The 14,556-nt window shown below is 71.2% G+C and carries 12 protein-coding genes; 6 read left to right on the top strand and 6 right to left on the bottom strand.

Annotated features, from left to right (window positions below):
* Positions 1 to 35 precede the first annotated feature (35 nt).
* Complete coding sequence (locus tag ACH4B3_RS28115) at positions 36 to 1,439, top strand: metallopeptidase TldD-related protein (protein WP_398467420.1); 1,404 nt, start codon at positions 36 to 38, stop codon at positions 1,437 to 1,439.
* A gap of 93 nt (positions 1,440 to 1,532) precedes the next feature.
* A complete protein-coding gene (tyrS, locus tag ACH4B3_RS28120; protein WP_398467422.1) occupies positions 1,533 to 2,948 on the top strand; it encodes a tyrosine--tRNA ligase in 1,416 nt (471 codons plus the stop codon).
* A gap of 66 nt (positions 2,949 to 3,014) precedes the next feature.
* Here the strand turns inward: tyrS and ACH4B3_RS28125 are convergent, their stop codons facing one another.
* Complete coding sequence (locus ACH4B3_RS28125; protein WP_398467424.1) at positions 3,015 to 3,293, bottom strand: GlsB/YeaQ/YmgE family stress response membrane protein; 279 nt, start codon at positions 3,291 to 3,293, stop codon at positions 3,015 to 3,017.
* A 214-nt stretch (positions 3,294 to 3,507) separates the two neighbouring features.
* Here ACH4B3_RS28125 and ACH4B3_RS28130 point away from each other — a divergent pair, with 214 nt between their 5' ends.
* Both ACH4B3_RS28130 and ACH4B3_RS28135 read left to right on the top strand, forming a co-directional pair.
* Positions 3,508 to 3,915 (top strand): DUF3099 domain-containing protein, encoded by a 408-nt coding sequence (locus tag ACH4B3_RS28130; protein WP_398467426.1) that lies wholly within the window; start codon positions 3,508 to 3,510, stop codon positions 3,913 to 3,915.
* Positions 3,916 to 4,249: 334 nt separating this feature from the next.
* Positions 4,250 to 4,477, top strand: a complete 228-nt coding sequence (locus tag ACH4B3_RS28135) for a hypothetical protein (RefSeq protein ID WP_398467428.1) — start codon at positions 4,250 to 4,252, stop codon at positions 4,475 to 4,477.
* A gap of 126 nt (positions 4,478 to 4,603) precedes the next feature.
* On the opposite strand, the gene moaA is transcribed toward ACH4B3_RS28135, so the two are convergent.
* From moaA to ACH4B3_RS28150, 3 genes are all read right to left on the bottom strand, one after another.
* Positions 4,604 to 5,593, bottom strand: coding sequence for a GTP 3',8-cyclase MoaA (gene moaA, locus ACH4B3_RS28140; RefSeq protein ID WP_398467430.1), 990 nt, complete (start codon positions 5,591 to 5,593; stop codon positions 4,604 to 4,606).
* Positions 5,594 to 5,733: 140 nt separating this feature from the next.
* Complete coding sequence (locus tag ACH4B3_RS28145; RefSeq protein ID WP_398467432.1) at positions 5,734 to 7,359, bottom strand: cation acetate symporter; 1,626 nt, start codon at positions 7,357 to 7,359, stop codon at positions 5,734 to 5,736.
* On the bottom strand, positions 7,356 to 7,700 hold the full coding sequence (locus ACH4B3_RS28150) for a DUF485 domain-containing protein (protein ID WP_398467615.1): 345 nt from the start codon (positions 7,698 to 7,700) through the stop codon (positions 7,356 to 7,358). Before ACH4B3_RS28150 ends, ACH4B3_RS28145 begins: the two co-directional genes overlap by 4 nt.
* A gap of 262 nt (positions 7,701 to 7,962) precedes the next feature.
* Between ACH4B3_RS28150 and ACH4B3_RS28155 the strand changes: the two genes are divergently transcribed.
* Both ACH4B3_RS28155 and ACH4B3_RS28160 read left to right on the top strand, forming a co-directional pair.
* Complete coding sequence (locus tag ACH4B3_RS28155) at positions 7,963 to 9,501, top strand: S8 family peptidase (RefSeq protein WP_398467434.1); 1,539 nt, start codon at positions 7,963 to 7,965, stop codon at positions 9,499 to 9,501.
* Between the two features lie 152 nt (positions 9,502 to 9,653).
* Entirely contained in the window at positions 9,654 to 12,734 is a 3,081-nt protein-coding gene (locus tag ACH4B3_RS28160) for an NACHT domain-containing protein (protein WP_398467436.1), read from the top strand.
* Here ACH4B3_RS28160 and ACH4B3_RS28165 read toward each other — a convergent pair.
* Positions 12,724 to 13,431, bottom strand: coding sequence for a lysoplasmalogenase (locus ACH4B3_RS28165; RefSeq protein WP_398467438.1), 708 nt, complete (start codon positions 13,429 to 13,431; stop codon positions 12,724 to 12,726). The genes ACH4B3_RS28160 and ACH4B3_RS28165 overlap by 11 nt on opposite strands.
* The gene (locus tag ACH4B3_RS28170) at positions 13,428 to 14,405 is read right to left on the bottom strand and encodes a sterol desaturase family protein (RefSeq protein WP_398467440.1); all 978 of its coding nucleotides are present in this window, start codon (positions 14,403 to 14,405) and stop codon (positions 13,428 to 13,430) included. The genes ACH4B3_RS28165 and ACH4B3_RS28170 overlap by 4 nt, the downstream gene beginning before the upstream one ends.
* Between the last annotated feature and the right edge of the window lie 151 nt (positions 14,406 to 14,556).

Raw genomic sequence — 14,556 nt, forward strand, 5'->3', positions numbered from 1 at the left:
CGGCACAGTCCCCACACCACCCAGGAGGCCGGTCGATGAGCTCCCGTACCCACAAGCCGCACGAGATCGTCGAGCGGGCGCTGGAACTGTCGCGCGCCGACGGCTGCCTGGTGATCGCCGACGAGACGTCCACCGCCAACCTGCGCTGGGCGGGGAACGCCCTCACCACCAACGGGGTCACCCGGGGCCGGACGCTCACCGTGGTGGCCACGGTCGACGGCCGGGAGGGCACCGCCTCGGGGGTGGTGTCCCGGTCCGCCGTCACCGCCGACGAGCTGGAGCCGCTGGTCCGCGCCGCGGAGGCGGCCGCGCGGGACGCCGGTCCGGCCGAGGACGCCCAGCCGCTGGTCGAGGGCAGGCCCGCGTCGCCCGATTTCACCGAGGCTCCCGCCGAGACCTCCTCGGAGGTGTTCGCGGCGTTCGCCCCGGCGCTCGGCGAGTCCTTCGCGCGGGCCCGGGCCGGCGGCCGTGAACTGTACGGCTTCGCCAACCACGAGGTCGTCTCCAGCTACCTGGGCACCTCCACCGGCCTGCGGCTCCGCCACGACCAGCCCACCGGCACGCTGGAGCTGAACGCCAAGTCCCCGGACCGCACCCGGTCCGCCTGGGCCGGGCGGGCCACCCGGGACTTCACGGACGTGGACCCGGCCGTGCTCGACGCCGAGCTGGCGCAGCGGCTGGCGTGGGCCGAGCGCCGGATGGAGCTGCCCGCCGGGCGGTACGAGACGCTGCTGCCGCCGACCGCCGTGGCCGACCTGCTGATCTACCAGATGTGGTCCTCGGGGGCGCGGGACGCCGCGGAGGGCCGGACGGTGTTCAGCAAGCCGGGCGGTGGGACCCGGGTCGGCGAGAAGCTGTCCCGGCTGCCGCTGACGCTGCGCAGCGACCCGGCGGAGCCGGGCCTGGAGGCCGCGCCGTTCGTGCTGGCGCACTCGTCGGGCGACGACTCCTCCGTCTTCGACAACGGCCTGCCGCTGCCGGCCACCGAGTGGGTGTCCGAGGGGGTGCTGAACCGGCTGCCCACCACCCGGCACTCGGCGGGCCTCACCGGCCTGCCGGTGGCCCCGGCCATCGACAACCTGATCCTGGACGCGGGCGCCGCGGGCGGCACCCGTTCGCTGCCGGAGATGGTGGCCGGCACCGAGCGGGGGCTGCTGCTGACCTGCCTGTGGTACATCCGCGAGGTGGATCCGGCCACGCTGCTGCTCACCGGTCTCACCCGGGACGGCGTCTACCTCGTGGAGGGCGGTGAGGTGGTCGGCGAGGTGAACAACTTCCGTTTCAACGAGTCGCCGGTGGACCTGCTGTCCCGGGCCACCGAGGCGGGCCGTACCGAGCGGACGCTGCCGCGCGAGTGGAGCGACTGGTTCACCCGGACGGCGATGCCCGCGCTGCGCGTGCCGGACTTCAACATGAGTTCGGTCAGCAAGGGCGTGTGAGCCCGGCGGTGACCCGGCGTGCCCGCGGCCACCGCTCCGACCAAATAGACTCGACCTGTCCTTCGTCCGACCACCATCCTCAGGAACGCCACGATGACACGCCTCGGCGACTCCGTCGCGCGCGCCAGCGCACTGCTGGCGCAGGATCTCTCCTCCGACTCCACCGTGGAGCAGCTGCTCGGTGAGACCAAGGCGCGGCGCTATCTGGACCTGACGGACCTGCCGGCGAAGGAACAGGCCGAGCTGATCGCCTCCCGCACGGTCGAGGTGCTGCCCGGGGTGGAGAAGCTGGCCGAGCGGATCGATGAGCGCCGGGCGGCGGGCCGCGGGCTCCGCATCAAGCTGGGCATCGACCCGACGGCCGCGGACGTGCACCTGGGCCACGCCGTGCCGGTGATCATCCTCAGCCGCTTCCAGCGGATGGGTCACGACGTCACCCTGCTGATCGGTGACTTCACGGCCAAGATCGGCGACCCGTCGGGGCGTACCGCGGAGCGTCCGCCGCTCACCGACGCCGACATCGCCGCCAATCTGGCGGGGTACCGGGAGCAGGTGCGGCCGTTCTTCGACTTCGAGAAGGTCAGCTTCCGGCAGAACAGCGAGTGGCTGGCGCCGTACACCTTCCCGGAGCTGCTGGGGCTCCTCTCCCAGGTGCCCGCGTCCCAGCTGCTGCAGCGGGAGGACTTCCGCAACCGGCTCGCGGCCGGTTCGGGGCTGACCATGTCGGAGCTGCTCTACCCGATCGCGCAGGGCCTGGACTCGGTGGCCCTGGACTGCGACGTGGAACTCGGTGGCGCGGACCAGCTGCTCAACCTGCAGATGGGGCGCAAGCTGATGGAGCTGCGGGGGCAGCGGCCGCAGCTGGTGGTCACCATGCCGCTGATCGAGGGCACGGACGGCACCGGCGCCAAGATGTCCAAGTCCAAGGGGAACTACGTCGGGCTGTCCGCGCCGGCCGACGACGTGTTCGGCAAGATCATGTCGGTGCCGGACCGGCTGATGGAGCCGTACCTGCGGGCCTGGACGGAGTGGACGGACCAGGAGATCGCCCTCGTCACCGCCCGGATCGAGGCGAAGACGCTGCACCCGATGGACCTGAAGAAGGTACTGGCGGGTGAGGTCGTGGCGGCGCTGTACGGCGTCGAGGCGGCGATGGCCGCGCGGGCCGGGTTCGTGGCGCAGTTCTCCAAGAAGAGCTTCACCGACGTCGAGTCGCTGCCGCTGGTGGAACTGGCGGAGCACGGCGCGGAAGCCGCCACGGTGGTGCTGTCGAAGGTGCTGGACTTCCAGCCCAGCGCGTCGGCCGCCCGCCGGGTCGCCAAGCAGAACGGGCTGCGGCTGGTCGGCGAGGCCGACGGGGAGCAGCTCAGCGTGGTGCTGACCGAGGCGCAGGCCATCCGGCCGCTGGCCGAGGTGGTCCGGGAGCTGGTCGCGGAGGGGCGGTTGGCCGCCTCGGGCGCCGTGTACCTCAAGGCGGGTCGCAAGATCGCGGAGCTGCGCGGGGTCTGACCCCGGATGCGGCGGCGGCCGGTGCGCGGGGTGCGCACCGGCCGCCGTTCCCCCGTTCGGGCGCGGTCAGGCCCGTTCTCTGCCCTGACCCCGGATCGCCGCCCACAACGGGGTGCCGAGGGCCACCACGAGCACGGCTCCGGCGAGCTGGAACACATGGCGCCACCAGTCGATTCCTCTGGTCGCGTCGACGCCCAGTCCCCGTGCGACGGCGTTGCCGATGATGGATCCCAGGATGCCGAAGATCACGGTCAGCCAGAGTGGGATGTTCTGCTTTCCCGGGAGAATGGCCTTGGCGAGGACGCCGAGCACCAGTCCCACGATGATCGCCCACAACCAGTTCATGCTGCCTCCTCGTGCGGCACCGGGTACGCGTCACGCATCCTCAGTGTCCGGCCGATGGATGTACGGCGCACGCCGGAGTCACCGCGGCACTCCTGGCGGGTCCCGGCTACGTCCGTGGGGGTGCCCCGGCCGCCGGTCCTGACCAGCTGGGGCGTACCGTGGAGATGTCCGGCCACCAGGGTGAGCCGGCCCAGGAATCGGGTGGTGGAACGTGATGCGGAAGCGTGGCGGCGCACAGGTGTTCCGGATCACCGGCGCGCGCCAGAGCCTGGCCGAGGATGTACGCGGGCGGCAGCGGCGTTACGTCATCTCGATGTCGGTGCGCACCGTCTCGGTGGTGCTGGCGGCGGTGCTGTGGAACGTCGAGCGGCATGTCGCGATCGTCGCGCTGGTCCTGGGTGTGCTGCTGCCGTACATCTCCGTGGTGATCGCCAATGCGGGCCGGGAGAACGTGCCGTCGCTGCCGTCGAGTTTCATCCCGGCGGCCACCCGGCCGGCGCTGCACGCCGGGGACGGGCGGCACGCCCCCGATGACGGGGACCACGGCCCAGCGCGGAGTGCGGAACCGGTAGCGGACGACACCGCCCGGGGGTCCGAGGGCAGACCCGACGAACGTGGCTGACCTGCTGCGCGATCGGGGCCCGGAGAAAAGCTGAGAGCAATCATGTGCTTCCGGTGCACCGCGCCCCATGCCGCATGACATACTGCGTACGCGCTCCGCATCCCCCGTCGGAGCGACGGACCGACGCCGGGCGGCTCCCCCCGTGGCTGCCCGGCGTCGTCATGTCCGCCCGCCCGTCGCCCACCGCCACCCTCAGTGGATGGCGCTCCGCGCCCCTGGATCCGCCCGTCGCCCACCGCCACCCTCAGTGGATGGCGCTCCGCGCCCCAGGACCACGCCCGTCGCCCACCGCCACCCTCAAGGGACAGCGCTCCGCGCCCCTTAGGATCGGGGTGTGAATCCCGCCGACGCGCCCGCCGATGTCATCTGTTCGGCCAAGGGCTGCCGGGCCCCCGCCGTTTGGGTGCTGGCCTGGAACAACCCGAAGATCCATACGCCGGACCGGCGCAAGACCTGGCTCGCCTGCGACGAGCACCGCGAGCACCTCTCCGAGTTCCTCGGGATCCGGGGGTTCCTCAAGGACGTGGTGAAGCTGTCGGAGTGGTCGTCCTCGGAGAGTTGACCCGCCCGTGGGCCGCGGAACCCTGGCCGCCGGGGCCCGGCCCCGTGCGCGGGGCGCGCAGCCGGCCGCACAGCCGGCCCGACGGCCCCCGGGCGAGGCCACCGGCCGGGCGGCCGGTGGCGCGGGTCAGCCGCCGATGGCGGACATCGGGCGGTCCGGCTGCAGGAACGACGGGTCGTCCAGTCCGGACCCCGCCTTCTTGCCCCACATCGCCTGCCGCCACCGGCGGGCGATCTCCTCGTCCGGGGCGCCGGAGCGCAGCGCCCCGCGCAGGTCGGACTCCTCCTGTGCGAACAGGCAGGTGCGGACCTGGCCGTCGGCGGTGAGCCGGGTGCGGTCGCAGGCCCGGCAGAACGGGCGGGTGACGGAGGCGATGACACCGACCCGGGCGGGCCCGCCGTCGACCAGCCAGCGTTCGGCGGGGGCCGAGCCGCGCTCGCCCTGCCCTTCGGGGGTGAGGTCGAAGCGGGTGCGCAGGGAGGTCAGGATGTCCCCGGCGGTGATCATGCCGTCGCGCTTCCAGCCGTGCTGGGCGTCGAGCGGCATCTGCTCGATGAAGCGGAGTTCGTAACCGGCCTCGACGGCCCAGGCGAGCAGGTCGGGCGCCTCGTCCTGGTTGAGCCCGGGCATCAGGACGGCGTTGACCTTGACCGGGGTGAGCCCGGCGGCGCGGGCCGCCTCCAGCCCGGCGAGCACGTCGTGGTGGCGGTCGCGCCGGGTCAGGGTGCGGAACACGTCCGGGCGCAGGGTGTCCAGGGAGACGTTGACCCGGTCCAGCCCGGCGTCGCGCAGCGCCGTGGCGGTACGGGCCAGGCCGATGCCGTTGGTGGTGAGCGACATCCGGGGGCGGGGGGTGAGCGCGGCGCAGCGCTGGACGATGCCGACCAGGCCGGGCCGGAGCAGCGGCTCGCCGCCGGTGAAGCGCACCTCGTCCACACCGAGCCGGGTGACGGCGATGGTGATGAGCCGGACGATCTCGTCGTCGGTGAGCAGATCGGGCTTGGCGAGCCACTGCAGCCCTTCCTCGGGCATGCAGTAGGTGCAGCGCAGGTTGCACCGGTCGGTCAGGGATACCCGCAGGTCGGTGGCGACGCGACCAAAGGTGTCGATCAGCATGGCGGCGACCCCTCCCACGTTCGAGTGCAAGCGCTGTGGTCGATTCTCCCGCAGCGTACGCGACAGGCACGACCTTCAACAGTTCGTTGAAGTAACGGTCCGGTCGCCGTCCGTGAGAGGGGCCGTTCAGCCGCCCCGGATCAGTGTGCGCCGTGGCCGGTCAGGGACCGCACCTCCAGCTCGGCGTACTTCTCCTTGTCCGGCTCCTCCTTGCTCAGCAGCGAGCCCAGCCAGCCGAGCAGGAAGCCCAGCGGGATGGAGATCAGCCCCGGGTTCTCCAGCGGGAACCAGTAGAAGTCCGCGTTCTTGAACATCGACGTCTCCTTGCCGGAGACGACCGGGGAGAACAGCACCAGCACCACCGAGGAGATCAGGCCGCCGTAGATGGACCACAGGGCGCCCTGGGTGGTGAACCGTTTCCAGAACAGGCTGTAGAGGATGGTCGGCAGATTCGCCGAGGCGGCGACCGCGAACGCCAGGGCGACCAGTCCGGCGACGTTGAGGTCCCTGGCGAACGCGCCCAGCACGATGGCCACCGCGCCGATCAGCACCGTCGCCCAGCGGGCCGCCCGGACCTCCTCCTTCTCGGTGGCCTGGCCCTTGCGGATGACGTTGGCGTAGATGTCGTGCGCGAAGGAGGACGACGAGGCGAGCGTGAGCCCGGCGACGACCGCGAGGATGGTGGCGAACGCCACCGCGGAGATGATCGCGAGCAGGATCGCGCCGCCGGTGGAGTCCCCGCCGCCGCCGACCTCCATGGCCGCCAGCGGGGCGGCGGTGTTGCCCGCCTTGTTGGACTCCTTGATCTCCGTCTGGGAGAGCAGCGCCGCGGCGCCGAACCCGAGCACGATCGTCATCAGGTAGAAGGCGCCGATGATGCCGATCGCCCAGTTCACCGACTTACGGGCGGCCTTGGCGGTGGGCACGGTGTAGAAGCGGATGAGGATGTGCGGCAGTCCGGCGGTGCCCAGGACCAGGGCCACGCCCAGGGAGATGAAGTCCAGCTTGGAGGTCTCGCTGAGGCCGTACTTCAGGCCGGGCTCCAGGAAGGACGAGCCCTTGTCGCTGTTGGAGGCGGCCGCGCCGAGCAGGTCCGAGAGGTTGAAGTCGAACTTCAGCAGGATCAGGAAGGTGATGAGCAGGGTGCCCGCGATGAGCAGGACCGCCTTGACCATCTGCACCCAGGTGGTCCCCTTCATGCCCCCGATGGTGACGTACACGATCATCAGCACGCCGACGAGGGCCACGATGGCGATCTTGCCGCTGTCGCTGGTGATGCCGAGCAGCAGGGAGACCAGCACACCGGCGCCGGCCATCTGGGCCAGCAGGTAGAAGATGGACACCACGATGGTGGAGGTACCGGCGGCGGTGCGCACCGGCCGCTGCCGCATCCGGTAGGCCAGCACGTCGCCCATGGTGTAGCGGCCGGAGTTGCGCAGCGGCTCGGCGACCAGCAGCAGCGCGACCAGCCACGCGACCAGGAAGCCGATCGAGTAGAGGAAGCCGTCGTAGCCGTAGAGCGCGATGGCGCCGGCGATGCCGAGGAAGGACGCGGCGGACATGTAGTCGCCGGAGACGGCCAGGCCGTTCTGGAACCCGGTGAACTGGCGCCCGCCGGCGTAGAAGTCGGCGGCGTCCTTGGTCTGGCGGCCCGCCCAGACGGTGATGACCAGGGTGGCCACCACGAAGACCGCGAAGAGGGTGATGATCAGGGGGCGGTGCTCGCTGGCGTCACCGGCCGCGGCGAGCAGGTGGGTGCTGTTCACGCGTCACCGTCCAGTCCGGCCTTGATCGCCTCGGCGCGCGGGTCGAGCTTGACCGCCGCGTGCCGCGAGTACCACCAGGCGATCAGAAAGGTGGTCAGGAACTGGGCGAGGCCGAACACGAGCGCGACGTTGATGTTGCCGGCGACCTTGGTGCCCATGAAGTCACCCGCGTAGTTGGACAGCAGCACGTAGAGCAGGTACCAGCTGACGAACGCGATCGTGAGGGGAAAGGCGAACGACCGGTGCGCGCGCCGGAGTTCGGCGAACTCCGCACTCGATTGCACCTGCGCGTAGGGTGGGGGCTCCTGCTGCCCCTGCTGATTGGGCGGTGCGGTCTCCACGGTCTCTCCCGATGAGTGAGGGGGACGGGTGCGAGTGATCCAGATCACGCATCGTAGGTGCTGCGCCCGATCTTTCAACAGGCCCGGGTGATTGACCGCCGAACGAAACTGTTCGAGTGAAGGACAGGTTGTGTGCGAACCGTGATGGGATTTCCGCCGGAATGTATTGATGATTGACCATGATCGGCGCTAGCTTCACTCGTCATGTACCCGCCCGCGCGCAGCTGCGCGGGGGCGGTCTCACGGATGATGTGGAGATCCCATGGCTCATCTGAGATCCACCCGTCGGCGTGCCGCTCTTGCGGTGCCGGTCGGGCTGGCGCTCACCGCGTCCCTCGGCTTCCTCCCCCACGGAGCTTCGGCCGCCCCGCAGGACGCGCCCGCCGCGGCCGCCAAGGCCGACGGTCCGCTGCTGTCGTACGTGGTCAACGCCACCCCCGACAAGGCGACCCTCGACAAGGTGAAGAAGGCCGTCAAGGCGGCCGGCGGCACCATCGTCACCACCCACGCGAAGATCGGCGTGATCGTCGCGCACTCCGCCAACCCGGACTTCGCCAAGACGGTCCGCGGCGTGCAGGGCGTGCAGTCCGCCGGTGCCACCCGCACCGCGCCGCTGAAGCCGGTCGCCACCACCGAGGTCGGCAAGCCGGAGAAGGTCAAGGCGCCGAAGGCCACCGCCGCCGCGAAGTCCAAGGCTCTCGCCTCCGGCAAGGAGCCGCTGGAACCGCTGCAGTGGGACATCCCCGCCATCAAGGCCGACAAGGCCGCGAAGGTGAACCCCGGCAGCAAGAAGGTGACCGTCGCGGTCATCGACACCGGTGTGGACGACACCCACCCGGACCTGGCGCCGAACTTCGACGCCAAGGCGTCCGCCAACTGCGTCGGCGGTGTCGCGGACACCAGCCCCGGCGCCTGGCGTCCGTACACCACCGAGGACTACCACGGCACGCACGTGGCCGGCTCGATCGCCGCCGCGCGCAACGGCATCGGCGTGGCCGGTGTGGCCCCGGGCGTGAAGCTCTCCGGCATCAAGGTGAGCGACCCCACCGACGGTCTGTTCTACGCGGAGAACGTGGTGTGCGCGTTCGTCTTCGCCGCCGACAAGGGCGTCGAGGTCACGAACAACAGCTACTACGTCGACCCGTGGATGTTCAACTGCAAGGATGACCTCGACCAGAAGGCCATCCTGGAGGCGGTCGGCCGCTCGGCGAAGTACGCCCAGAACAAGGGCGCGATCAACGTCGCCTCCGCGGGCAACTCCAACTTCGACCTCGCCGCCAAGGAGATCGTCGACAAGTCGAGCCCGAACGACTCGACCCCCGTCGACCGGACCATCGACCCGTCGAAGTGCCTCGACGTGCCGACCCAGCTCCCCGGTGTCGTCACCGTCTCGGCCACCGGCGTGAACAACTCGAAGTCGTACTACTCCAACTACGGCCTGGGCCAGATCGACGTGGCCGCGCCGGGCGGAGACAAGTACCAGGTGCCCGAACTGCCCGCCAAGGACGGCCGCATCCTGTCCACCATGCCGGAGGGCGACTACGCCTACCTGCAGGGCACCTCGATGGCCGGCCCGCACGTCGCCGGTGTCGCCGCGCTCGTCAAGAGCAAGCACCCGACGTCCACCCCGCAGGAGATCCAGTGGCTCCTGAAGCAGCAGGCGGACAACCCGGGCTGCTCCACCGCGCCGTACGACCCGGACGGTGACGGCGACGTGGACGCCACCTGCACCGGCACCAAGCACGTGAACAACTTCTACGGCTACGGCATCGTCGACGCGCTGGACGCGGTCACCAAGTGACCCGCCGGGCGCGCCGCGCCTGCCGAGTGTGCTGATGAGCACCGGTGAACAACCGGCGGCCACGGTGGTCGAACCCACCGGCGGCGGCTGACGAACGGGCGGTACCCTGCGGCATTCGGGGTACCGCCCGTTCCATGAGGGGGAGTTGACGGGTGCAGGGGTTGGAGACCGCCGTGCTGCGGCTGGCCACCACGGTGACGTCCATGCTCGTGAAGTCGTTGCTGGCCCCGCGGCCCGGGGCCGGGCTCGCGGAGAAGCCCGTACCCCCTGGCGGTCCGCTGCGGCGGCCGCGCCGGCTGACCGACAAGGAGACGCAACGACTTGTCGACACACTCGCCGACCGGCTGAGCGGCGCCGGGACTTCGGTACCGGAACACGAACGGCTCGCCGCCGTCGCGGCGGCCGCCGACGCCTTCCGGGCCGCCGGACCACTCGCCGCCGACCGGTTGCTGGCGGTGGACCTGGACCCGGAGCGGCTGCGCCGCGAGGTGCTGGCCCGCGCTCTGGGCGTACCGGACCGGGCCGGGCTCGGGGCGGATGCCACGGCCCTCTTCGACCGGCTGCTGGACCTGTGCTGCGCCCACGTCGTGGAGTACCTCACCACCCTGCCGGAGTTCCCCGCCCGCGGACAGGTCGAGCTGGTCCGGCGCACCGGCACGATGGTGGAGGCCCTCGCCGACATCCGGCACCGGCTCGGCCCCGGGCCGGAGCGCACCGCCGCCGCGTACGAGGCCCGGTACTCCGACTTCGTCCGCGCCACGCAGAGCAGGCTGCAACTGTTCGGCGTGACGCTGAGCGGCGCGAGCGCCGAGTGGGCGCTGGACACCGCGTACATCAGTCTCGGCGTGCGCGACGAGGCCCCGGCCGATCCCGGCTTCGGCGAGTTCGGCCCCGGCAGCGTGCGGATCGAGCACGCCCTGGCCGCCACCTCCCGGCTGCTTCTCCGGGGCCCCGCCGGCTCCGGCAAGAGCACCCTGGTCCAGTGGCTCGCCACGAACGCCGCCCGCCGCAGCTTCGGCCCCGAACTCGCGGACTGGAATATCTGCGTGCCGTTCGTACTGCGGCTGCGCGCCCTCACCGAACGCGAAACGCTGCCGCTGCCCGTCGAGTTCCTCAGCAGCATGGGCAACCCCCTTTCCGGCGCCGCACCGGCCGGCTGGGTGGAGGGGCTGATGTCCTCCGGCCGGGCCCTGGTGCTGGTCGACGGCGTGGACGAGGTGCCGCAGCGGCTGCGCAGGCGCACCGAGGAATGGCTACGACAGCTGGTCACCGCGTTCCCCGACGCCCGCTACGTGGTGACCACCCGGCCGTCCGCCGTGCCCGAGAACTGGCTGACCCCGCACGGCTTCCGCGCCCACGCGCTGCTGCCGATGAGCCGGGAGGACGTCCGGTCGTTCATCACGCACTGGCACGACGCCGCGCGGGAGGAGACCGGGGAGCCGCTGGAGGCGTACCAGGACGCCATGCTGCAGGCGGTCACCGCCCGCCGCGAGCTCTCCCGGCTCACCACCAACCCGCTGATGTGCGCCCTGCTGTGCGCCCTCAACCGCGACCGCCGGATGCAGCTTCCGCGCGCCCGCAAGGATCTGTATGACGCGGCGCTGGAGATGTTGCTGATCCGGCGGGACACCGAGCGGGAGATCTGCGCGGTCGAGGGTGTCGAACTGACCCGCGACGAGCAGACCCTGCTCCTCCAGGAGCTGGCGTACTGGCTGATCCGCAACGGCCAGCTGGAGGCGGACCGGGCGGACGCGGTGGAACGGATCCAGGGCGCGCTGGCGGCGATGCCGCAAGTGCGGGCGCAGGGCGATGCCGAACAGGTCTTCCGGCACCTGCTGATCCGCAGCGGCCTGCTGCGCGAACCCGCCCCGGGTGCCGTCGTCTTCGTGCACCGGACGTTTCAGGACTACCTGGCGGCGAAGGCTGCGGTGGAGGCCGGGGACTTCGGCCTGCTGGCGGAGAGGGCGCACGACGACCAGTGGGAGGACGTCGTACGGATGGCCGTCGGGCACGCCAGACCGGACGAACGCGCGCGGCTGCTGCGCCGGATCCTCAAGCGGGCGGACCGGGTCAAGAAGTGGCGCAACCGGCTGAACCTGCTGGCAGCGGCATGCCTGGAGCACGCGCCGCAGCTGGACCCGGGGGTGCGGGAGGAGGTGGAGCGGCGGACGAACGGGCTCGTCCCGCCGCGCGACTTCCCGGAGGCGGAGGAACTGTCGGCGGCGGGTGAGCTGGTTCTGGATCTGCTGCCCCCGCCCGAGGGACTGGACGAGTGGACCGCCGCCGCGGTGGTCCACACGGCCGCCCGCATCGGCGGACCCGCGGCCCAGGCACTGATCGCACGCTTCCGGCACGAGACCCAGGGGCCGGTCCGGGTGCAGATCCACCACGGGTGGCGGCGCTTCGAGACCGAGGAGTACGTCGATGCCGTTCTCGCCGACGCCCCGGAGAACAAGATCTACCTTCCCGTCGAGACCGAGGAACAACTGCGCTGCCTGCCCCGTCTTCCCCAGTACCGCGCCATCGGCGTGGAGGGTGAACTGCCACTGTTCGACTACGTCGACCCCAAGGTCGAGCTCCTTCAGGTGCTGCGGAACCCGAGTCTGGGGGATCTCTCCCCGCTCGCGCGGTTCGGTTCCCTCAGGGTGCTCTACCTGGGCCGGGGGGTGGAGCCGGGGCTGGACCTGTCCGTTCTGCGCGATCTTCCGAGTCTGACCGACCTCAGCCTCCCGGTCCCCTCCGGGCCGTCCGGCCTGGAGTCCGTGCCGGCCGGCCCGGCACTCGTCATCCTCGGCCTGCACGCTCCCGACGACGGGTTGTCCCTGCACGGCATCACCCGATGGCCCCGGCTCCGCCGGTTGCAAATCGCCGGCGCTGTCCACCCCGGGGAACTGGAGAAGCTGGCCACACTTGCCGAGTTGGAGACCCTTTCGGTGTCCCAGCGCGCGGATCTGCGCCTTGCCGAACTCGCCCCGCTCCAGCGGATCACCAGGCTTTTCCTGTTCGGCTGCGACGTGCCCGAGGGGCTGGCCCCCCTTGCCGAGCTGCCCGGGCTCACCGAGCTCGGTCTGGTGGAGTGCACGCAGTCCGGCGCTCCTGTCGACCTCGCGCCGCTGCAGGACCTGTCCGACCTGGTCATCACCCTGCGCGAGGACTCGGTCGTGCTCAACGAGCACCTGATCCCGCCCGAGCGCGTCCAGCGCCCCGAGCTGCGTCGGTTCTTCAAGCTGTGACCGGCTCGGGTCGCCCACGCCCCTTGGGCGCGCTCCGCAGCACCCCCGCCGCCAGGGCGTACTGGGCCGCCAGATACGTCAGCATGATCCAGAACTGCGGCACCGGAGCCTGCGGCCACTCGGCGATGCCGGTCGCGATGAGGGTGTCGGAGAGCAGGAACAGCGCCCCGCCGGCCGCCGCCAGGAGCCCCGCGCGGAGCGAGGCGAGGGCCATCCCGGCGAGCAGCAGGCTGTATCCGGCCACCGGGATCCGCATGTCCGCGGGCAGGTCGGGCCAGAGCAGGACGATGGTGCCGAGCCAGGCGACCGTGTACCCGGCCACCAGCGGCAGCGGGACCCGGCGCTCGGCGCTGCGCCGGAAGAGCGCCAGATAGCAGAGGTGTCCGGCCGCGAAGGAGCCCATGCCGGCCAGGAAGACGAGGTCGCCGCCGATCTGCAGGAGGGTGTCGCCGCCGCAGCCGAACAGCAGGGCGGCGGCGAGCGGACGCGGGCCGCCGCGCAGCAGGACGTACCCGGCCAGCACCGGCATCAGCGCCGGCTTGGTGAGGTGCTCGAGGGTTTCCGCGCGGCCGAGCAGCGCGGCGAGGTGCGCGGCGGCCAGCAGGGCGAACAGCCCGAGGAGCAGGTCCGGACGGCGCGACGCGGGGGCTCCGGAGAGGGACGCCGGTGGCGGCGAGGGGCGGCGGGTCAGGCTCATGCGGCACCTTCCGCGACCGGCTGCCCGGTGGTTTCCGGCCGTGCTGCCGCGGGCTCGGGAGCGTCGGCGGCCGGGGCGTCGGCGGCCGGGGCGTCGGCGGCCGGGGCGTCGGCGGCCGGGGCGTCGGCGGCGGCCCCGGCCCGGGGGGCCGGCTGCCAGCCCGGGCCCCGGAAGACGCGGCCGGCGCGCTCCCGCCAGTTGTCCGCCGCCCGGACGTCGCGGGCGATGGCGGCGTACTCGTGGGTGGCCACGCGCAGCGGGTTGTGGGTGGCGATGTTCTTCGTCAGCCCGTACACCGGACGTTCGGTCTCCGGGGTGAAGGAGCCGAAGAGCCGGTCCCAGACGATGAGGATGCCGCCGAAGTTGCGGTCCAGGTAGCCGCCCTGGGACGCGTGGTGGACCCGGTGGTGGGAGGGCGTGTTGAAGACGAACTCCACGGGGCGCCACAGCTTGCCGACGCGTTCGGTGTGCACCCAGAACTGGTAGACGAGGTTGGTGGAGGAGCAGAAGGCGACGGCGGCCGGGTGCACGCCGAGGGCGATCATCGGCAGGTAGAAGGGCCAGACCGTCCAGGTGGTCCAGGGCTGGCGGAGCGCGGTGGTGAAGTTGAACTTCCGGCTGGAGTGGTGCACCACGTGGCAGGCCCACAGCACGCGGATCACATGGTGCCCGCGGTGGGACCAGTAGTAGAAGAAGTCCTGCGCCAGCAGCATCAGCAGCAGGGTCCACCACACCACCGGGACGTGCAGCGGGGTGAGTTCGTAGACCGCGGCGTAGATCGCGACGATCGGGATCTTCCACAGGAAGTCGAAGACGATGCTACCGAGGCCCATGGTGACGCTGGTCGCGGCGTCCTTGGCCTCGTAGCCTTCGGCCTCGTCGTCGGGGTGGATGCGGTAGCTCACCATCTCCACGGCGGTGAGCAGCACAAAGGCCGGGATCGACCACAGCACGACATCGGGAAGGTGAGGCATGTTCGCAATTTAGGGCTGGCCCGGCGGCCACGGCTAGAGGTAGTTACCGAGAAGTAGAAAAGAAGTGAGACTTCTTGTCAGCGAGCTTCGGGGCGGCGACCGGGGCATGCCCGATATGCACCACTCTGCTGGGAATTCCCAAAGCTCGTCA

Source organism: Streptomyces sp. NPDC018031 (assembly GCF_044327625.1).
Classification (GTDB): Bacteria; Actinomycetota; Actinomycetes; order Streptomycetales; family Streptomycetaceae; genus Streptomyces.